This is a genomic window from Microcoleus sp. PH2017_12_PCY_D_A (genome assembly GCF_020738565.1).
Classification (GTDB): Bacteria; Cyanobacteriota; Cyanobacteriia; order Cyanobacteriales; family Microcoleaceae; genus Microcoleus.
The window spans coordinates 10212-30776 of sequence record NZ_JAEQCI010000096.1 but is presented as its reverse complement, the minus strand read 5'-3'; the positions used below and the strand labels follow the sequence as shown (position 1 = coordinate 30776).

The 20565-nt window shown below is 47.9% G+C and carries 14 protein-coding genes and 1 tRNA gene; 6 read left to right on the top strand and 9 right to left on the bottom strand.

The features are described from left to right. Window positions 1–108: 108 nt before the first annotated feature. Complete coding sequence (locus JGK39_RS24715; protein WP_293260226.1) at window positions 109–1902, bottom strand: N-acetylmuramoyl-L-alanine amidase; 1794 nt, start codon at window positions 1900–1902, stop codon at window positions 109–111. 722 nt (window positions 1903–2624) lie between these two features. Here JGK39_RS24715 and cobJ point away from each other — a divergent pair. After that, a complete protein-coding gene (gene cobJ, locus JGK39_RS24710; protein WP_293260223.1) occupies window positions 2625–4445 on the top strand; it encodes a precorrin-3B C(17)-methyltransferase in 1821 nt (606 codons plus the stop codon). A 105-nt stretch (window positions 4446–4550) separates the two neighbouring features. Here cobJ and JGK39_RS24705 read toward each other — a convergent pair whose 3' ends face one another. Beyond that, window positions 4551–5333: a nucleotidyltransferase domain-containing protein gene (locus tag JGK39_RS24705; protein WP_293260220.1), complete on the bottom strand. Its 783-nt coding sequence runs from the start codon at window positions 5331–5333 to the stop codon at window positions 4551–4553. Between the two features lie 69 nt (window positions 5334–5402). After that, the gene (locus JGK39_RS24700; protein ID WP_293260217.1) at window positions 5403–6353 is read right to left on the bottom strand and encodes a nucleotidyltransferase domain-containing protein; all 951 of its coding nucleotides are present in this window, start codon (window positions 6351–6353) and stop codon (window positions 5403–5405) included. A 225-nt stretch (window positions 6354–6578) separates the two neighbouring features. Between JGK39_RS24700 and JGK39_RS24695 the strand changes: the two genes are divergently transcribed. The 4 genes from JGK39_RS24695 to JGK39_RS24680 are packed head-to-tail and all read left to right on the top strand — an operon-like array spanning window position 6579 to window position 12397. Beyond that, the gene (locus tag JGK39_RS24695; protein WP_293297426.1) at window positions 6579–8048 is read left to right on the top strand and encodes an N-6 DNA methylase; all 1470 of its coding nucleotides are present in this window, start codon (window positions 6579–6581) and stop codon (window positions 8046–8048) included. Then, complete coding sequence (locus JGK39_RS24690; RefSeq protein WP_293297429.1) at window positions 8045–9694, top strand: restriction endonuclease subunit S; 1650 nt, start codon at window positions 8045–8047, stop codon at window positions 9692–9694. The genes JGK39_RS24695 and JGK39_RS24690 overlap by 4 nt, the downstream gene beginning before the upstream one ends. Then, window positions 9691–11328 carry a restriction system-associated AAA family ATPase gene (locus JGK39_RS24685; RefSeq protein WP_293297432.1) on the top strand — a complete coding sequence of 546 codons (1638 nt, stop codon included), beginning with the start codon at window positions 9691–9693 and terminating at the stop codon, window positions 11326–11328. Before JGK39_RS24690 ends, JGK39_RS24685 begins: the two co-directional genes overlap by 4 nt. A gap of 1 nt (window position 11329) precedes the next feature. Continuing rightward, entirely contained in the window at window positions 11330–12397 is a 1068-nt protein-coding gene (locus JGK39_RS24680; protein WP_293297435.1) for a hypothetical protein, read from the top strand. Window positions 12398–12538: 141 nt separating this feature from the next. Here the strand turns inward: JGK39_RS24680 and JGK39_RS24675 are convergent. The 6 genes from JGK39_RS24675 to JGK39_RS24650 form a co-directional block, all read right to left on the bottom strand. After that, window positions 12539–12610: transfer RNA gene (locus JGK39_RS24675), tRNA-Val, on the bottom strand. A 131-nt stretch (window positions 12611–12741) separates the two neighbouring features. Beyond that, entirely contained in the window at window positions 12742–12954 is a 213-nt protein-coding gene (locus JGK39_RS24670) for a DUF2839 domain-containing protein (protein WP_293297438.1), read from the bottom strand. A 65-nt stretch (window positions 12955–13019) separates the two neighbouring features. Continuing rightward, window positions 13020–14549: a helicase C-terminal domain-containing protein gene (locus JGK39_RS24665; protein WP_293297441.1), complete on the bottom strand. Its 1530-nt coding sequence runs from the start codon at window positions 14547–14549 to the stop codon at window positions 13020–13022. A 22-nt stretch (window positions 14550–14571) separates the two neighbouring features. After that, on the bottom strand, window positions 14572–16101 hold the full coding sequence (locus JGK39_RS24660) for a pentapeptide repeat-containing protein (RefSeq protein ID WP_293260208.1): 1530 nt from the start codon (window positions 16099–16101) through the stop codon (window positions 14572–14574). A 79-nt stretch (window positions 16102–16180) separates the two neighbouring features. Further along, entirely contained in the window at window positions 16181–17743 is a 1563-nt protein-coding gene (locus tag JGK39_RS24655) for a pentapeptide repeat-containing protein (protein ID WP_293260205.1), read from the bottom strand. 96 nt (window positions 17744–17839) lie between these two features. Then, window positions 17840–19402: a pentapeptide repeat-containing protein gene (locus JGK39_RS24650; RefSeq protein ID WP_293260202.1), complete on the bottom strand. Its 1563-nt coding sequence runs from the start codon at window positions 19400–19402 to the stop codon at window positions 17840–17842. A 40-nt stretch (window positions 19403–19442) separates the two neighbouring features. Between JGK39_RS24650 and JGK39_RS24645 the strand changes: the two genes are divergently transcribed. Then, complete coding sequence (locus tag JGK39_RS24645; RefSeq protein WP_293260199.1) at window positions 19443–20282, top strand: prephenate/arogenate dehydrogenase; 840 nt, start codon at window positions 19443–19445, stop codon at window positions 20280–20282. Window positions 20283–20565 lie beyond the last annotated feature (283 nt).

The following is a 20565-nucleotide window of genomic DNA, read 5'->3' as shown; positions in this document are numbered from 1 at the left end:
TGGGAAGGACTGAAGTCCTTACTACGAACTTTTTGGGAAGGACTGAAGTCCTTACTACGAACTTTTTGGGAAGGACTGAAGTCCTTACTACGAACTTTTATTTTACTGTTATTGGACGGAGGCAAACCATTCGGTAATGCCTTGGGCGATCGCAGAAGCTAACTTTTTCTGTTCTGTCGGATTCACAATCCATTCAAACTCTTCGGGATTGATCGTAAATCCCAATTCCATTAAAACAGATGGAGTAACGGCAGGACGAGTCATCGCTAGGTTGTTCCAGAATACACCATAGCTCGGACGGTTCAACTTGGCAACTAAGTAATTGTGCAAAAACATTGCCAAACTGTGGGCTTGCGGGTGAAACCAGAAAGCGCCGACGCCTTTGGTATTTATGGCGTCGCCGTTATCGGGCAAAGCATTGTAGTGAATCGAAATTGCGATCGCAGGTTCTTCTTTTTGAATCATTTCCACCCTCGGTGGCAAATCCAAATCGACATCTTCCACCCGCGTCATTACCACATTTGCGCCCCGATTTACCAATTCCTCCCGCACCAATTTCGACACAATTAAAGCTACTGTTTTTTCCCTAACTCCCGTCGGGCTCACTGCACCCGAATCCTGCGGGCCGCCGTGTCCCGGATCGATGAGAATCTTAATTCCTGACAGCGGTTTTTCTGAGGAATTGGGCACGGCGCTGGTATTTGTCGGCGGGTGTTTTAAAGACAGCACTAAAGTTGTGCCTTCGTATCTCAATTTATATCCCCACTGCTGGGCAGATTTGAGATTGAAAGTGTATTGTACTTGCTGCGGCGAGATTTGTTGCCAGGCTAAACGGGAAATTACGGGGTCATCGTCGAGGCGAATAATGTCTGTTTGAGCGGTGGTATTGTACAGCGTTAAAGTGAAAGTGCGTTCTCCTTCTTGCACCGTGACTGGGACGGGTATTTCTAAGGGAAATAAGACTTCTGTCCAGCCGGAAACTTGACGCGATCGCGCGCTGCGAATTAGCGATCGCGCAGGCACTGCATCCTTGACAATTCGCACCTCGGATGCTTTGATCCAAGCGCCGTAATCGAGCCGAATCCATTCTCCTTCGCGCCCGATAACTGTGGCGCGGGTTCCCTTGGGTAGCGGTGTCATCCGGGAGAAATCGGTGCTCGCCCCGGTTCGGGCAACACCGGGTTCTGTGGTGACTTCTGCTACTTCTAAATCGGCGGGAGATAGGATAGAAATTTTGCCAGTACCTTGTTGGGTGATAGTTTTATCGTTCATTGTTAGCTCAAACAATGGTACTCCTAAATCTATTTTTTGCCCCTTAGATTCGCCGGAGTTTTCCGGGGTTTTAGCGCAGCCTTGATATTGTTCGCTGCTGCTTTTTAGGATGGGGGAGTTTTCACCTAACAAGACTGATTTGTTGTCGGGGAGTTCGACTTGCGATCGCGCTTTTAGAGGAATAGTAACGCCAGCCAATTTTACCGCAACTCGCGCATTCGCCGGAGCGATCGCCCCAAAGCAGATATATTCCCCCGGTAAACTCGCCACATCGACTTTCGGCGTCAGGGAATCTTTGGCAAAAGCCAAGCCTGCGGGGACTTCTGGCTGATTCGACTCGCGCGTCACCTTAAGAAGGACTTGCTGATTTTCGTAACGCAAGGTAAAGACATTTTCGCCGATTTTCAGGGGAAATGTCGGGGCGAAATGGCCGGCCCCGCTGCGCGCAATTTGCTGGCCATTTACCGATACTTGTCCGGTTGGCGGGGCTGTACCGATGAGAAAGATGCGATCGGCTGTTGTTTTGTGGTTGGCGGGAGGATAAGCGAGGAACAAAGGCTGAGCGGCCACAGCTACAGAGGCGATCGCCATTATCATCCCAAACACAACTAATGCTAAAAATTTTCTCATTCTAAATTGCAACTAATTGACAGTCTGTTGGTTATTTATACTCGAACTTCGGCTAAGAAGCCCGGTTGATGAGGGTTAGGCGTAACTTTTATTTACTATACAGGCATCAGTTTATCAGGTTTGTAGTGCCAAGGGGGCGATCGGCGACCAGGTTCGATCGTTCGGAATAAGAGTCCGCAAAAATTAAGAAGGACTAAAGTCCTCACTACAAACCGGGGGAAGGACTAAAGTCCTCACTACAAACCGGGGGAAGGACTAAAGTCCTCACTACAAACCGGGGGAAGGACTAAAGTCCTCACTACAAACCTTTGAAACATGAATGAAAAAACCAAACAGTCACCCGTTAAATTATCTCGTCAATTAACTCGTAAAACTCGCGCTAATTATCAGCATCTGAGTGCCCAAAATTTAGCCAGTCAGCCTCGAAAATTCTCTATACAATATATTGAATTGCGACGACAAAAACGAAGTCTGCCTTCGCCGATGCAAGAATAAACAAAATATTAAAGCCAAAATTGGTGGTATGATACACTAATCTCACAAATTAACAGACAAGATACCTGTCGTACTGACAAACAATAAAAAAATAAACTTCTTCTCGATCTTCCTTATTTTTGGTTCTTCCTTCGCGCCCTTCGCGCCTTCGCGGTTCGTCAAATACGAATTAATGAAACAACGAGAGATAAAATAAAACCAATCCAAACACAGCCATATATAAAACCGTGAATCGAGTTCCTCCCGCCATAATTATCTTAGGTCAAAACAGCCTAGCGATCGCCCAAACAATCTCCGCAGTCTTCCCAGGTTCCCAGATTTACGGTTTAGCCGATCGCACATCCGACACAGACATCAACTTTAGCAACTTCGGCGAAACCTTGCGAGAACTATTCGCCACACAAACCCCAATCATCGCCATCTGCGCCGCCGGAATCATCATCCGCACCCTCGCCCCGCTGCTGTCAGACAAACGCGCCGAACCCCCAGTCTTAGCCGTCGCCGAAGACGGAAGCGCCGTAGTACCGCTGCTGGGAGGTTTACACGGAGTCAACGACTTAGCGAGAGAAATTGCAGCAGCCCTCGGCGTACAGCCCGCCATCACGACGACGGGAGATATCCGCTTTCGCACCGCGCTGCTGAGTCCTCCCCAAGGCTATTATTTGGCGAATCCAGAGGACGCGAAGACTTTTATTTCAAATTTGCTCGCCGGGGCGAAAGTACAGCTAGAAGGGGCTGCTAGCTGGCTTTTGGAGAGCAATTTGCCGTTAGCGCAGCCCGCCCCTACGGGAGGCTCATCAACGGAGAGGATTGCCCCCGACGCCCAATTAACCATCCGCGTCACCGCAGAAGACATTGTACCAACCGCCAATCGTTTAGTTTACCACCCGCAAATTACAGCCTTTGCACTCACAAATCTATCCTGTGTTGAGCCGGAAATAGCAGTTTCTTACGTGCAGCAAATCTTAGAAAATGCAGATTTAGCAGCAGCCTCTGTTGCCGGATTTTTTGCTTTAAAACATGAGATGGGAAATCCGACTTTAGAAGCAATCAGCCAATATTTTAAAGTCCCAGTTCGTTTTTTGAATCTTCCCGAACTTGTGGAATTCGACACAGTTAAATTAATACAATATAATTCCAGTTTTGAAGTCACATCCGCCCAAATTGCCCTAACAGCAGCGGGTGCAAACAGTCAGTTAATCGGGTACGATCGCACAAACGCCTTCAGTTGCGCGATCGCCCTTGCTAGCGAACCGATTGATGCAAGCGCGATCGGCATCAGCCGCGGCAAACTGGCGATCGTCGGTACGGGCCCCGGAGGCGCGCCCTGGATGTCCCCGGAAGTTAAAGAAATTTTGCGGGAAGCCACGGATTGGGTGGGTTACAAGTTCTATCTCGACTTAGCTGGAACGCGGAGGGAAGGACAAAACAGGCACGATTCCGACAACCGGGAAGAGATCGATCGCGCGCGTTTTGCTTTAGATTTAGCAGCATCGGGAAAATCCGTTGCCGTCGTCTCTTCGGGGGATCCGGGGATTTTTGCGATGGCGGCGGCGGTGTTTGAGGCGATCGACTTTGACAGCAAACCTGAATGGGAAGGCATCGACATTCGGGTAGCACCGGGTATTTCTGCCATGCAGGCGGCCGCTGCTGCGATCGGAGCACCCCTCGGACACGATTTTTGTGCGATTTCGCTTTCGGATATTCTCAAGCCTTGGGAGGTCATAGAACAGCGGATTGTGGCTGCGGCTTCGGCCGATTTAGTGATGGCATTCTACAATCCAATCTCGAAACAGCGGATTTGGCAATTGAAAAGGGCGATCGAGATTTTGTTAGAAACTCGCGATGCAAAAACCCCGGTTGTATTGGGGCGAAACCTCGGGCGATCGGGCCAATCCGTCCGGGTTTGTACGTTGGGTGAATTTCAGCCGGAAGACGCGGATATGAGAACTTTAGTAATTATAGGTTCGAGTCAAACTCGGATTATTCCCCGGAAGTTTGGAGATATTTGGGTTTACACGCCGCGCAGGTACGATTTAAGTTTGTAGTGAGGACTGAAGTCCTCATCTTTAAGGACTAAAGTCCTTACTACGAACTTAATTGATGTCGGTGTTTGTAGTGAGGACTTCAGTCCTCAAAAAGTTTGTAGCACCTTACAAATTAGACGCGGAAAAGTTCACAGATGCCATTCTCACCTTTACCAGAAAATCATTGAGAGCAACCTTTGCATTAGGATTTGATGGTAAATGACTTGTGAAACTTGCATCTTCTAATACATTAATTAGCCGATCGCGCTCCTGGTGATAAAATGCAATATCTGTATCCTCCAGCACCGACTTTTGGGCCCCAGCCAGCTTGCGATCGATCAAATCGGGAATATACGGCAACTGGAACTTCTCATTAAGTGTAACCAAATTCGCCTCAACTTCCCCCGTTTGCATCAAATGAATCCCCGCCAGCAACACCCGGTAAACGTACAGCAGCGGCTTCACCCGACGCGGGCTTTGTTTCTCAAACAATCGCCATTGAGTTTGAGCAAAACCGAGATAGTGGTGGCTGTGGTGCTTGGTAATGCAGTTCGAGGCGAGCTGCTTTAACTCCTCATGTTCCTCGCTACTGTAAACTATAAGCGGCGAATAGAGTTGTTCCAACACATAGCCGTTGCGCTTCAACAGCAACTCCAGAAACTTCTTAATATCGTGAGTGACTAAATCGAGTTCCATCTTCTCCCGAACTTCCGAAACTTCGATTGTTTCGTCTCCAGAAATCAGTCCAATTACTTTCGGTAGCGGCAAGATATGTACTCCCCGCAAGTCGAAGTCAGAATCTGCGGAAGGAAAACCGTATAAGTGCGAGCCGCTGACAGTCGCAAACAGCAGCGGATAAGGTCGATCGGAGATAATCTTGGCTAAATTGGAAATGTATTCAATCATCATTTTATACGAATTTTATGTAGGGTGCGCAATGCGCACCTTACGAATTTTACTCACCTTATATTTGCTCGCTCACAACTTTTCGCCGATCGCCCTTCGACGCGATTCAATCAAAAACAGATTAGCCTTATCATAATTAGGACGTTCTGGTAATTTAGTTTCCGCAAAAGCGCGATCGAACTCTGAGTGCAAGCTCAACCGCCAGCGATTCACCTCATCCCAGGATATCTCTTGATTGCGGATTGATAGCAATTGCGATCGACAATCCTGCACCCGCACCGGCACAAACCCCTCCTTAAGTACCGTAATTCCTGACAACAGCAAGCGAATCAAGTGCATCGCGTGCTTCCAGCGAATTTCGCCAGTATTGCGGAGGTCTTGCTCCATTTTTTTAAACTGCGACAAAACGTAACTATTGTAAGTTTGATAAACCAGTTGCGATAGAAAGATTTCGCGAATTTCCAGCAATTCGGCTGCTACAGGAGAAACCGTTTCTACTAAAGGCGTGTACAAACATTCGAGCACATTGGGATTAGCTTTTAGCGCCAAAACCAGAAACTTTTGCAATTCCCAATAGCATTCTTGATTTTCCTGGTTTTCCAATTGTTCTGGAATGCCGTAAAGCGACCAATGAAGAATTGCCGGCGGCTGGTAAATTCCGCGCCTGTCTGTATCAGATTGCTCGTTATCCAAACCGTAGGCTCTAGAACCAACAATGCAGCGGTAAATTACAGAATCATAGAGGTTGTATTCTGCAAGAAAATCTCCTCTTGACTCCAATCCTTCGCTTTGAAACTGCTTGCGAATGCTGAATTCGTGTCGCCGCAGACTAACTTCTGTTCCGTCTGGGAGTTTGACTAAATATGCGTGGGAATTGTCTGTAGGCGATTTGACAATCACACCTACTGCGCCTTGTTTCCAAGATTGGTCGCCGCCGGGGTTTTTTACCTCAATTTTGGTGACAATTTGGGTTCCGGCGGGGACGATTAAGTTGAAATTTTGAGGAAGATTGGGGTTTGTCACGAGGAAACCTCCGGCGGGGGCACGAGCTACAATGTTATTGTAGCATATGTGTAGTATGAAATTGACTAAGTAACTAAAATTGAGAAGCACCAGAGTTTTCGCGCTTTTGCTTTTGTAAGTAATGGGGATATGACCTTATTTCTGGGATGTCGGAAACGAATGGACGAGTTTTAATTTCCCTAAACTGGGGCAAAAACCTGTTGTCTGAGCAGAGGAAGAGGTACAATGACTTTGCTTATGAATAACATCACCCACGACATCGTTGCCAAACTCTGGAATCTCTGTAACGTCCTCAAGGACGACGGAGTGACCTATCACCAGTACGTGATCGAACTCACTTACCTGCTGTTCCTTAAGATGGCCAAGGAGACCAGCACGGAGAACCAACTTCCAGACGGTTATCGCTGGGATGACCTCGAAGGTCAAGCCGAACTTGAGCGTCTAGAGTTCTACAAGCTGCTGTTGATCCATCTTGGTAATCGCGGTTCTACACTCGTTAAAGAAATTTTTGCCAATGCCAGTTCATCCATCAAAAAGCCCACCACCTTTTCTACACTGGTCACTGAGATCGACAAGCTTGACTGGTACAGTGCCAAGCAGGAAGGTCTGGGCGATGTGTATGAAGGACTGCTGGAGAAAAACGCCAATGAAAAGAAGTCTGGTGCCGGTCAGTATTTTACGCCCCGTGCGTTGATCGACTGTATGGTGTATGTCATGCGCCCTACGCTAGAAGACATTATTCAAGACCCGGCCGCTGGTACGGGCGGCTTTTTGGTTGCAGCTAATCGCTATATACGCGAAAACGGCGACCCGGATAGGTGGACAGAAAAACAGAAACGCAAATACCGCCACAACACTTTCTACGGCATGGAACACGTGCAGGACACGCACCATTTAGCATTAATGAACTTGATGTTGCATGGAATTGAATTTGACCCACAAGGGGCTGGTATCCACTATGGCGATACGCTCTCGTTCGAGGGAGAAGCCTTGCCAAAAGCAACGCTAATTCTCTCCAATCCACCCTTCGGTTCCAAGAAAGGGGGTGGCTTACCTACTCGCAAAGATTTTAATTTTCCTACTAGCAATAAACAGTTCTGTTTCCTACAACACATTTACCAAGGTCTTAAGCCTGGTGGTCGCGCTGCGGTGGTGTTGCCTGACAATGTACTGTTTAATGGCAATGCGGGAAAGCAGATTCGCGCTGACTTGATGGACAAGTGTAATCTACATACTATCCTGCGCCTACCGACTGGCATCTTCTACGCACAGGGAGTTAAGACTAATGTCTTGTTTTTTACTCGTGGTAAGAAGGAAAAGGGTAACACTCAAGAAGTCTGGGTATACGACCTACGTGCTAATATGTCGCAGTTTGGCAAGCGTACCCAACTCACGCGCCAGCACTTTGCCGAGTTTGAAGTTGCCTTTGGCGATGATCCATTCGGTAGCGCTGCGAGTCTTGCCAAGCGTGTAGATACTGGAGAACAAGGGCGTTTCAGAAAGTTCACCCGCGACTGGATAGCAGAACTTGGTGATAACCTCGATATTTCTTGGCTCAATGATGAAAGCGAAGACGAAAACGGTAAACTAACAGAACCAGCAGCACTTGCACAAGAGGCTATGGCTGAACTGGAAGCCGCGATGGAACAACTGCGCGGAATTCTAGAGGAGTTGGGTGAGGAGGTAGAAGTATGAGCAAACAACCTCCAGGATGGGTAACAGCAACCCTCGCCGATGTCACCGAATACATATCTCGTGGAAAGTCGCCGAAATATACCCATCACAGCAGTCTTCCGGTCGTAAATCAAAGAGCGATCCGATGGTTCGGTATTCAACAGGAAAATCTTAAATACATTGATCCCGCTCAGTTCGATCTCTGGACACCGGAGCGGTTCATCCGCATTGGGGATATACTTTGGAACAGCACAGGTACAGGAACAATGGGACGAGCTTGCTTAGTCACGCAACGCGACGTAAAACAACCAAAGGTCGTAGACAGCCACGTCACTATTGTCAGACCCAACCAGTCAGCAATAGAGCCTCGTTTCTTGTTCTTCTGGATTCAAAGCCCTGAAATCCAAGAAAACATTTCGAGTTTTGCTACTGGTACAACGAATCAAATAGAACTTAGTCGGTTAGCTATTGCTTCTATACAGATTCCGATCGCTCCCCTCAACGAGCAGAAACGAATTGCTGATAAGCTTGATGCTCTACTTGCGGGGGTAGATGCTTGTCGAAAGAGGCTCGATCGCATCCCCCTGATTCTCAAACGCTTCCGCCAAGCTGTCCTCGCAGCAGCAACATCGGGGCAATTCACAGAGGATTGGCGAGAAGAAAATTTCGATATAGAGCCTGCAACCAATTTGGTAAAGGAGACAAGATTCACACTAGCTGCTTCAGACGATAATTTGCCGTTATTGCCAGACAATTGGGAATGGGTAGCACTTGGAAATTACGCTCAATGCTCAAGAGGAAGATTTTCTGTCCGTCCGCGAAACGATCCTGCTTATTTTAACGGTGAACATCCATTTATTCAGATAGGTAATCTTCCGAGCGAAGGGGGATGGATAACGGCCCACAAGCAGACACTCAATGAAAAAGGGCTAGCAGTCAGCAAGAAATTTCCAAAGGGAACGGTTGTCATTGCCATTGTTGGAGCCACTATTGGCAACACAGGTATTCTGGCTTACGATATGTGCTTCACTGACAGTATGGTTGGCATTGATAGCGGTGATGAAATCAGTAATAGATACATTGAGCTTTTTCTGCGTCACCGAAAAGAAGACATACGACAAACCTCTTATGCAGGTGGTGGACAACCAAATATCAAACTTGAAGTGTTGAATCCCTATCCATTGGCTCTACCACCGCTTGCCGAACAACGCGAAATTGTATGTCGAGTTGAGGTGCTGTTCGCCTATGCCGATCGCCTCGAAACTCGTTATCAAGCCGCCCGTACCCAAGTCGATCGTCTGACACCCACGCTGTTAACTAAAGCTTTCCGTGGCGAACTGGTACCCCAAGACCCGAACGATGAACCAGCGTCGGTGCTGTTGGAACGGATTCGTGCTGAACGAGCAGCCCAACCAGCCAAACCGAAAAGAACCCAGGCTTCTAGAAAACCAACCATAATCAAGATGACTGAAGAATCTGTTAAGGAAGCAATTCGCCAATTACCCAAGGACAAGTTTTCATTTGATGAACTGCGTGAAAACATCCCTGGTAATTACGACTTACTGAAGGACATTCTGTTTGCACTGCTCAGCGAAGCCGAGCCGAGTCTTAAGCAAGTCTTCGATCGAGAAGAGCAAACAATGCGTTTCGTTCGAGCAGGTAAATGAAACTTTTAAGGGTTCACATCATTTCAGCTAAAACCTGCGGCGGGTTACTTGATGGACTTGATCTACACTTACGAAGTCCATTGAGTGACTATTCCGCGTTCGATCCTCTATGTCTGATTGGGCCGAATGGTGCAGGTAAATCTCAATTTTTGCAGGTATTAGCAGAGATTTTTCAGTGTATATTCCACAAATGTATTCGTGAGGAGGAACGTCTTGAAGGAAATCCTGACCTGCAATTCGAGCTTGAATACCTCATTCACCCAGACGATGAGCAGCTACCTGTCCGCATCCGCATTTCACGGAAAGCCACTGGTAGAAAGCGTCCGACCCTTATTATTGAGCGGAGAGATGAAGAGGAATACGAGTGGATAGACTGTGACCTAAACGATCCTAAGACTCGCGCATCATTACCTGAAAAAATTATTGGCTATACATCAGGTGATAATGAAACACTCAGCCTACCATTCTTAGTTAGCCGTAGTGGATATGCAGACGAAGTGGGTGGAGGAGCATTGAACACAGCAATGCGCGATCAACCTATTCCCGATACTAGATTAATGCTGATCGATTATGGAACACATCTTGAGGTTCTTGTAGCTAACCTTTTGTTGGGTGATGCTCCACAGTGGCTGGCTCTGTTACAGGACGCGCAACTAAAAGACCTGCATTCATTTCGTTGCATAGTCCAACTTGCACACAGCGCGGCTCCGAAACTTCCAAGCAGAAAAGGCTCACAAAACAGTCGAAAAGGAGTGCAACTCACTAAAGAACTGGAAAAATATCTCGACCATCTCAAACGCTGTGCCACTTGCTACACTTATGAAGAACAGACAGAAACGTACACCTTTGACTATTGGATTAATAACCAGACGAGGGAAGCGTTTCGAGCCTTTTGGAACAACACACTCGATTTATACTCGTCATTCCACAAGCTTGCAATGTTAAATGACTTGGCACTTCCGAGGGAGACACGCAAGCGATTTCAGAAAGAGAGTAAAGAAAGAAGGTTTGCTTCACGTCTTCCAGAACCTCAAGATGAGGATAAGGTTTTCCGATTTGAACGGGTTATGTTTAAGGCCAAAAGGACTGGTAAAGAGGTAGACTATGTATCCCTTTCTGATGGTGAACATCAGCTTGGGCAGATTCTTGGGATGTTTTGTATGTTGTCATCTCCTAATGTGCTGTTCCTGCTTGATGAGCCTGAGTCGCATTTCAATCCGCTATGGCGAGTGAAGTTCATTTCCCGAATACTCGATCTGCCTACAAGAGATGGCGATCGCAGAAAATCTGCAAAAGCTACTGAACAAGAGTGCTTACTGACAACACACTCGCCCTTCGTACCCTCGGATATGCACAGAGAGAAAGTTTTGATTTTCAGCAAAGACGAAGAAGGGAAGATTCAAGTCAAAAATCCCAATATTGAAACATTTGGCACTACATTCGATACGATAATTGAGGAGTGCTTTAACGTCCGTCCGCCTATGTCACAAGTTCCTCTCGACGAGATCAAAGAGCTGATGCAGAGTGACAATCCCGAAGATATCAGGGAAGGGATGCAGGGTCTAGGTGATTCTGTCGAGAAAGCATTTCTTGCCGATCGATTGTGGCAACTAACAAATAGGGATGGGGTGTAGGATGCTTTTTGGATATCCCATTTCAGCAACAGCGACAAACTGGCTCCACGAATGCTTGTGCGAGATTCTGCGTTCAATCCATGCCAGTCTAAAGCCAGCAACAACGCTGCCAGACTGGCCTGAAATTATTCCAGAACTTTACCGCAAAAGACTGCACAGGCGTACAGGACTGAAAGACAGATTGAATACTTACCGGACGGCTCTAGAAAACCTTACCCTTGGACAACAGGAACAAATCCTTCAAGCGCTTCATGACCAAAATGAGATCGCTCTTCTCTTGTCTTGCCAGCACAACTGTGAGGCTATAACTGACCTACCACAACCTATTCGTGACCCAGCAAAAGAACTTTTTAAATTTGCGTTTGAACTTCTCACCGATCTGGAAATTCGTGATAAGCATTACAAAGTAATTTATGATGCAGTTCCCTCTCACACATGTCCTTTCTGCGGGTGTGAGAACTTTGATGCACCAAGAATACCCCGTGAGGCATTGGATCATTACTTGGCAGAAAGCAAATACCCATTCGCAGCTTCAAATTTGCGTAACCTTGTTCCAATGGGAAATAAATGCAATTCTCGCTACAAACTCGCTAAGGACATTCTTATTAGGGATGACGGTACTCGTCGCAAGTCGTTTGATCCATATAACTCTACAGGAATCAAACTTTCTCTCGAAAACAGTCAGCCTTTTGCTGGCACACCTACAACAATTGGTCAAGCACCAAGATGGCAAATCGAGTTTGAATCGAACACTGAAGAGGTACTTACTTGGGATGAGGTGTTCCACATCCGAGAACGATATGAAAAAGACGTGCTAGATCCCAAATTCAAGAGCTGGCTCGATGATTTTAAGCATTGGTGTAAATCAGCAAACATTGTACCTAATTCTGACCAAGAATTGGTGGATGGGATCGATCGTTATGCAACTTTATATGAGGAAATGGGAATTAGCGATCGAGCGTTCTTAAAAGCTGCTGTATTCCGAATGCTGCACACACATTGCAATAATGGCGATCGAAGGCTCATCTTCTTTATTAGGAATGTGCTGATACCGCCAACTAAGAAATGATTGCCTCTTTCATAACTTTAGGTAACGCCCAATAGGATACAGACAAACTTCAACTTCTTGTCATAACCACATCTAATTTGTCTTGACGACATCCATGTCTCAACAATGGCATTTAATTTGTCAGTATACAACAGAAAAGTATGGGCGATGCAGGATTTGAACCTGCGACATCTACCGTGTGAAGGTAGCGCGCTACCACTGTGCCAATCGCCCGTAGATAACTAACATACCATACTAAGTTCAGATTCGCAACTAAAATTGCCAAAAAAAATCAGCCGCTGGTTTCGGAGTGAAAACTCGACATAACGTGCGATCGCACTTTTGCCCGATCGCACTCCCACCAATCAATCAACCACCCACCAACCCGCCGCAGGCCCAACAAACCGCACCACAATCCACCAAGCCACCAACAGGCTAATCCCGATCCAACTTCCGCGAGATGTCCACTTCACAAAATCTTCGCTTTGGGTTTTCGTGATCGGCAGCCAGGAAACGATGCGCTCTTCTTTACCGTATCCATCGCCGATCGACTCTTTGCGACGCTTAGATTCGCCCATAATCTTTGCTTGCTAAATTAGATTTCAATTGGATAACCAACCAAATTATAGGCCAACAGGTCATCTCAAGCCTGCGTCAACCAAGTCGTATCCAAATAATCAATCCTCGCAAACGGACTCAGCGCCGCTAAAACCTGCTTTCCGTAACTGCGGTGAATCACCCTACTGTCAAAAATCGCCACAACCCCCTGACGTTCTCGCACCGGCGCGATCGCCCGCTGCAACTCATTCAGCGCCGCCGGCAGCAAATACAACCGAAACCAATCCCTCCGCTGTTCCTTATAATAAGCCACACGCGCCGTCACCAAAGGATTCTCCAAAGAAGGTAGCGGCAAAGTTGCGATCGCCAGCAAGTGAGGCGCCCTCAACTCCCCCTGATGTTCCCGCCAAAACTCCCATCCAGTCACCAAAATCGCATTCTCGCCCACCTCGGTTTTTTCCACCTGCACCCGAGAACCGAACTCAGAAGCCAAAATCGCCGCCATCCGAGCCTTCAGCGGTACATCGCCCACAATCAGCACCGTTAAACCCGCCACCGACGCACTCATCAACAGCAAAGTCCGAATTTCTTCCATTAAAACACCCTGAAATTCCGGCGTATTCGGCAGCGGCAACCAGTTCGGAATGTACAGTTGAATTAACTCGTTTTGTTGATCGGGCGAAAACTTCACACTCGTCAACTCAGGCAATCCCATCATTTGTCGGAAGATCGGAGCCTTCTGTTCCACATCCACCGCCCCACCAATCAACACCACAGGCACGGCAGACCAAATTTTGCTCAAAACCTCCGCCACCTGCAACGGCGCGCTAAACAGCGAAAATGACCCAGCAGAGCGATTAATTTGCGCCCATCGCAGTTTCCCGTTTGTGTTCCACCGCTGCCAAAAATTGACCCAAGCAGGCGGAATTCCAGGGTTTTGCTCGATCGTTTCCAACAGCCCCTGCAAAATATTTTGCTCTGCTGTTTCCAGCAAATAACACTCGTCTGGTTTCGCCGGATGCTGAAACACAGCCCGCGTTAGCAACACCCGCGCTTGAAGGATTGCATCGGCTTCCAAAGGCCCAGATTCCATTAAATCATTCCAGTCAGCCGGTTCCAAACCCGCCGTCAATTGCTGGCGCGTCCAAACTTCCAAATCATCCACACCGTCGATAATTGTCGGAATATTGCTGTGAAGTTCCGAATTTCCCGCCAAGCGAGCCGCCAGCCAAGACTGCGGATCTGCTAGCATCAACCCTCGTCCCGCGGCATTATGGGAATAAATCTCGATCCTCTTCGAGGGCTTCGCTAACGGCCTTTGAGTTTGCAGCCACTCTTGCAATCGCGGAATTTCCACCATCTGCAAATGTTCCAGCAGCGGTGTCGGCGCCACTAAAATCACCGGTTCGGGCCACATCAAAATCGGCATCAAATAACTGACTCGATACCGCTGTCGGTAAGCTCCCGCCGGCAGCCCAGTTTGGATCAGAGCGCTGCGCCCCAAGCGCAAAGCCCGCGCCACCAACCGCGCCATCGTTAAATGGTGGGGCCAGTGCGGCTCGGAGTGCGATCGCAAAAAGCTCAGCAGCGAATTATGGACTTCTACCTCAATCAATCGATTTCACAGTTGGGATTTCTCAATCAAGATAATCAAAACTTGCCAGAAAATCAACTACTTTTTGACCCACAGCCAAACTAAATTTACTCTCCTGATTATTTCCACTTCGCCGACCAAAATCCTGATGAGACTGCACCGTAAAACTCTCCTGCCCCGAACTAATTAAAATAGTTTGGGTAGGTGACTGAAAAAACTTTGTTTGCAGAGAGACATTTATTGTTGTTTCCAGCATTTTTCTCACCTCAGTTAAATTAGCCATTGCTGCATTCAATGCTTTAGATAACTGTATTATTCGTTTTTTTTCTAAATTTTGATTGGCGATACTTTTGCCAACCGCCACCACATTTTTCTGAGTTTCTAAGGCATCCTTAAAAGGAACAATCGCTAAAAAAGCTGCTGGCAATAAATGCTCGTCGCTATCAAATCTAAAAGTCAGAGTTGTGCGGCGATAGCCGACTTCAATATTGGGAGGAAGGCTCATGGCTCCGTAATGCCTAGCTATTTCGCTGTAAGCTGTTGCTAAAATGCCGTTGGCTGAGTGGTCTAAAAGTGCATCAACCACAATTCGCACTAACCCCGGCGTATGATTTAAAAACTTTCTCGCCTCAGACGACGAATTAAATTGTTGCACCAGACTGCGATCGCCTGCGGGGCTGATGTCAACCCACTGGCAATTAATATCATCTGCAACGATACCAAACCTGGGAACCAAATACATTTTTGCCCCAGTTAAAGTTGCCCCTGTCAAATCTGCGCCCACCCAATCTGCGTTAATCAAATTGGTTTCTGTCAAATCTGCGTGAACCAAACTAGCATTAGCTAAATTAGCATTTCTTAAATCTGCTCCGCTGAGGTTAGCTCCACTCAATTTAGTATCGCTCAGATCGGCGCCCGTGAGATTAGCTCCGCTTAAATCCGCCCATTTGAGATTAGCTCCGCTCAAATGGGCACCGCTGAGATTCACCTCTTGCAAAGAAGCTTGTCTCAGATCGGCATTGCTCAAATTGACGCCGTTAAGTTCTGCTTTCATCAAATCGGCGCCGTGCAAATTAGCGTCTTTAAAGTTAGATTCTTTTGCTGAAGCACCTCTAAGATTTGCACCGGAAAGATTTGCACCAGACAGATTAGCTTGTGTCAGTTTTACCTCTCTTAAGTCTGCTTCAGTCATGTTAGCGCCGCTGAAGTTAGTTTTGCTAAGTTCGCAGCGGACTAATTCTCCTCTAATCAGGGATGCTCCGATTAATTGAGCTCCCGTTAAATCCGCTCTGACTAAGTTTGCTACGTTGAGACTAGCTTTGTTTAAGATTGCCCGCGAGAGATTGGTGCTGCTGAGTCTAGCCACATTCAGGTTAGCTTCGCTCAAGTCAGCTTCGCTCAAGTTAGCGCCGCTGATGTTCGTGACAAATAAGCTAGCCTGCCTTAAAATTGATTGGCTGAGGTTGATGCGGCTGAGATTAGCTTCATTCAGGTTGATTCCTGTGAAATCTCTGTCGCCTTCTGTGTATCTTTTAACGAGTTCAAATCGTTTGAGAAGTTCTTCTGCTTCCATTGTTGTTACCTGACTAAAAGGGCGAGGGACTAACTTTTATGTGGCATTAATATAAAATTTTTAAATAAATTTATATTATTTACTCACCGAGCTGATAAAAGCTTTTGACAAATTCAATCACCGTATTTAGCGGCGGGGTTGTAAATCTTTGGGCATTAATTGCCGGTCCGATCGAGGTTTTGTTGACTCCCAACAAATTGGTCAAGTTTCTGCCAAAGTCGGGGTGATAGTGAACCATCAAAGTTTCGGCGCTGGAGTTTGCCAGTATGGTTTGGGTAGGCGATTGAAAAAAACTCGACATCGGTTCGCGATCGAGGCGAATCGGCTGCATTTTCATTTCCCCTATTTTTCTAATTGTTTTGGTCATGGCGACGTTCAATTGCACTACCAAATTTGAGACTCTGACGCCTAGATTATTCCCGTTTTGGGGTTGAATCATCTTGATCAGAGTAATGAGATTTTTTTGAGTAAATGCCGCGTCGCTAAAAGGAATAATGGCAACGAAAGCTGTGGGAAATAGTTCCTCGTCTTGGTCTATTCTAAATGATATGATTGTGCGCCGCGAATTAACTTCTATGCTGGGAGGATTGCTCAAACCCGAGTATTGACTGGCAATTTGGCGGTAGGTAGCCGCGAGGACAAAGTTAGCATCGGGGTCGAGGGGTCGATCGACAATAATTTGAACTGTCGGCGGTGTAGCATTAAAAAAACGTTGGGATTCTTCTGGGGTAAAGCGCTGAATGTGGCTGCGATCGCCGTTAGGGCTCATATCCACCCAATCGCAGGTTATATCATCAGCTTTCAGATTAAACCTCGACACCGCATAAATTTTTGCCCCAGTCAGGGCTGCCCCCGTCAAATCTGCGCCCACCCAATCAGCGTGAGTCAAATTCGCTTGAGTCAAATCCGCGTGTACCAGAGTCGCGTTCAACAAATTGACGTTGCTCAAATTTGCCCCGTACAAGTTAGCCCCGCTCAATCTCGCTTCATCGAGGTCAGCACCCGTCAGGTTCGCCCCGCTGAGGTCGGCCCACCGGAGATTAGCGCCTCGCAAGTCAGCACCGCTAAGGTTGGCTTGAGACAAATTAGCTTGTCTGAGTTCGGCATTGCAAAGATTCACTCCTCGCAAGTCTGCCCTGCTGAGGTCGGCTCTGTGCAAGTTCACCCGTTCCAAGTTTGCCGCTGTCAGACAAGCGCCTCTAAGGTGAGCCCCGCTGAGGTCGGCTTGCTCTAGATTGGCTTCTCTGAGGGTGGCTTCTCTCAAATCTGCTTCGCTCAAGTTGGCACCGCTCAAGTTGGCACCGCTGAGGTCAGCTCGGATCAGTTCGGCTCTGATCAATGTAGCTTCGACGAGTTGGGCTTCGCTGAGGTCTGCCCGAATCAAGTTAGCCACGTTGAGGATAGCGCCGCTGAGGTTGGCTTTGCTGAGGTTGGCCGCGCTGAGTCTAGCAACATTGAGCTTGGCTTTTCTCATGTTGGCCTTTGACAGATTGGTGCCGCTCAGGTTGGTGAGGCTCAAGATTGCCTCGCTGAAATTAGCCCCAGTCAGATCGATCCTGCTGAGATTGGCCTCGCAAAGCAGGATGGCAGTAAAGTCTCTTTCTCCTGCTGCATATTTGGCGATGAGTTCTTCGGCGTCCATGCTTTTGACTTTCCCTGATGTGTTAGCTAGAACAAAGCTTTGTTTTGCCAACCTTTAAAATAGAATAAGCATTTTTTGTAACTTCATGCAATATGCCTAGACATCTATATTGTGGAAGCCTTTTATAAAATCCAAAATGCTCGCGATATTAGCTTGACCCAATTTTGTGCTTTCAGCTAACTTGCCTGCGCTGGAGTTGTTCGGGTCGTATTTTTTAATCAGGCGCTTGCCGAAGGCTGGGTGGTGATATACGCTGAGTCTTTGGTCGCGGGAGTTGATTAAGAGCATCTGTGTAGGAATTTGAAAAAAATTGATGCTTTCACCGATTTTGGGAAAAGAACTGGAAATTTTGATTTGGTCTACTTTGCTGATAGCTTGGTTGAGAGCTTTGCTGCATAACTGGACGTGTTTGGATTCTTTGACGCTAAGTTTGCCTGCATCGTGGGATTGAATCATTTTCATCAAAGCTATCAGGTTTTTCTGAGTTGTAGCGCCGTCGTTAAAAGGAATAATGGCAACGTAAGCGGTGGCAAATAATTTATCGTCGCTGTCCATTTTAAAGGCGAGTACGGTGCGCCTGGAGCTGACTTCGATCGTGGGTGGCTGACTTAAACTCGGGTATTGTTGGGCAATTTGGTAATAAGTTGCAGCTAGGGCAAAATGAGCGCCTTGGTCTAAGGGCGAGTCAATTACAATCCTAACTGTGGGCAAGCTTTCGTGAAAAAAATCGTGGGTTCCTCCGGAGTTCAACCAGTAAATTTGACTGTGGTCGCCGTTGGGACTCAGGTCAACCCACTTGCAGGTCATGCCTTCGGTTTTGATGCCGAGTCGGGAAGCTGCGTGGAGTTTGGCTCCGGTTAAGGTGGCTCCGGTTAAGTCGGCTCCCACCCAGTCGGCGCGGATCAGATAGGCGTTTGACAGGTCGGCGTGAACTAAACTGGCATTGAGCAAGTTGGCGTGGCAGAGGTCGGCTCTGCTGAGGTCGGCGCCGCTCAATTTGGCTTCGCTCAGGTCGGCCCAGCGCAGGTTGCAGCCGCTGAGGATGGCCCAGCGCAAATTGACGCCGCTGAGGTCGGCGCCGCTGAGTATGGCTTGAGTGAGGTTGGCTTGTCGGAGTTCGGTGCCTCGCAAGTCTGCACCGCTGAGGTCGGCTCTGCTGAGGTCGGCGCCTTGCAGGTTGGCTTGTTCGAGGTTGGCTTCTGTCAAGCACGCACCGCTGAGGTGAGCGCCTCGAAGGTTGGCTTGAGTGAGGTTGGCTCCTCGCAGGGTGGCTTCGGTGAGAGTGGCGCCGCTGAGGTTGGCGTGGCTGAGGTTGGCTCCGCTGAGTTCGGCTCGAATTAGCTCGGCTCTGATCAGTTTGGCTCCTGTGAGTGTAGCTTTTTTGAGGTCAACTCGCACTAGGTAGGCGACGTTGAGGTCAGCGTCGGTGAGGTTGGCGCCGCCGAGATGGGCGCCGCTGAGTCTGGCGATGTTGAGTTTGGCACCGGTGAGGTTGGTTTTGCTGAGGTTAGCTCCGCTTAGGTTTGCTACACTCAGATTCGCACCTGTGAGGTTGGCTCCGCTCAAGTTGACGCCGCTGAGGTTGGCCTCAGTCAGGTTGATTCCGGCAAAGTTTCTTTCTCCGGCGGCATATTTTTTCAGGAGTTCCTCGACTGTCATGGGGGCGGCACCGTATCAAAGTATCCCCATTTTATTGCTAATGAATATCGGTATTGTAGGACTTGGTTTAATTGGTGGCTCGATCGCTCTGGATTTACGATCGCGCGGGTTTAATATTGTTGGGGTTTCGAGTCGCCAGCAGACTTGCGATCGGGCGATCGCAAGAGGTGTTGTCAATGATGCCAGCATACACCTGTCTTTGATGGCAAAAGCGGATTTGGTTTTTATTTGCACGCCCTTAGGAGCGATCGAGCCGATCGTCCAAAAATTAATTCCCCATCTTTCCCCTGATGCGATTGTAACCGATGTCGGTTCGGTAAAAACTCCCATAGTGGAGGCTGTGTCCGCTCTGTGGCCGAATTTTGTCGGGGGACACCCGATGGCGGGGACTGCTGAAAGCGGGATTGAGGCGGCGGTGAGGGATTTGTTTGTGGGGCGGCCTTATGTGGTGACTCCGACAGCCCAGACTCCGGCGCAGTCTGTGGAGAAGGTTGAGGAAATTGCGCGGTTGTTGGGTGCGTCGGTTTATCGGTGCGGCCCTCAAGAACACGATCGAGCTGTGGCTTGGATTTCTCATTTGCCGATCGTGGCTAGCGCGACGCTGGTGGCTGCGTGCGATCGAGAGGGCGATCGAGATATTGTGAATTTAGCGCAACATTTGGCGAGTTCGGGTTTTCGGGACACCAGCCGGGTTGGCGGCGGCAACCCCGAGCTGGGAGTGATGGTAGCCAAGTACAATCGAGAGCAATTGTTGCGATCGCTCTCTATTTACCGCGACAGTCTCGACGAGTTGATGGGCGATATCCAAGCCGAAGATTGGCAAGCTCTAGAACAGAAGCTGAAACTGACTCAACAAGCGCGAAAAAATTACAACTTGTGAGCCAAAAATTGCTGCACAATCAAACTGCTTTCTTTTTGAAAGCGGCTTTGCGGGCTAAAAGAAGTCGGGTTGTGACGACGGTGAGGTATTTTTTGTAAGCTATGAAAGCTGGAATTATTTAGGAGTTGCTGGGAAAAGAAACTGGGTTTCTGACAAAAAATTTTTGTGTGGTTGCGAAGTATTGAGGCAGAAACCCGGTTTCTGATAGTTGCTGGGAAAAGAAACTGGGTTTCTGACAAAAAATTTTTGTGTGGTTGCGAGGTATTTAGGCAGAAACCCGGTT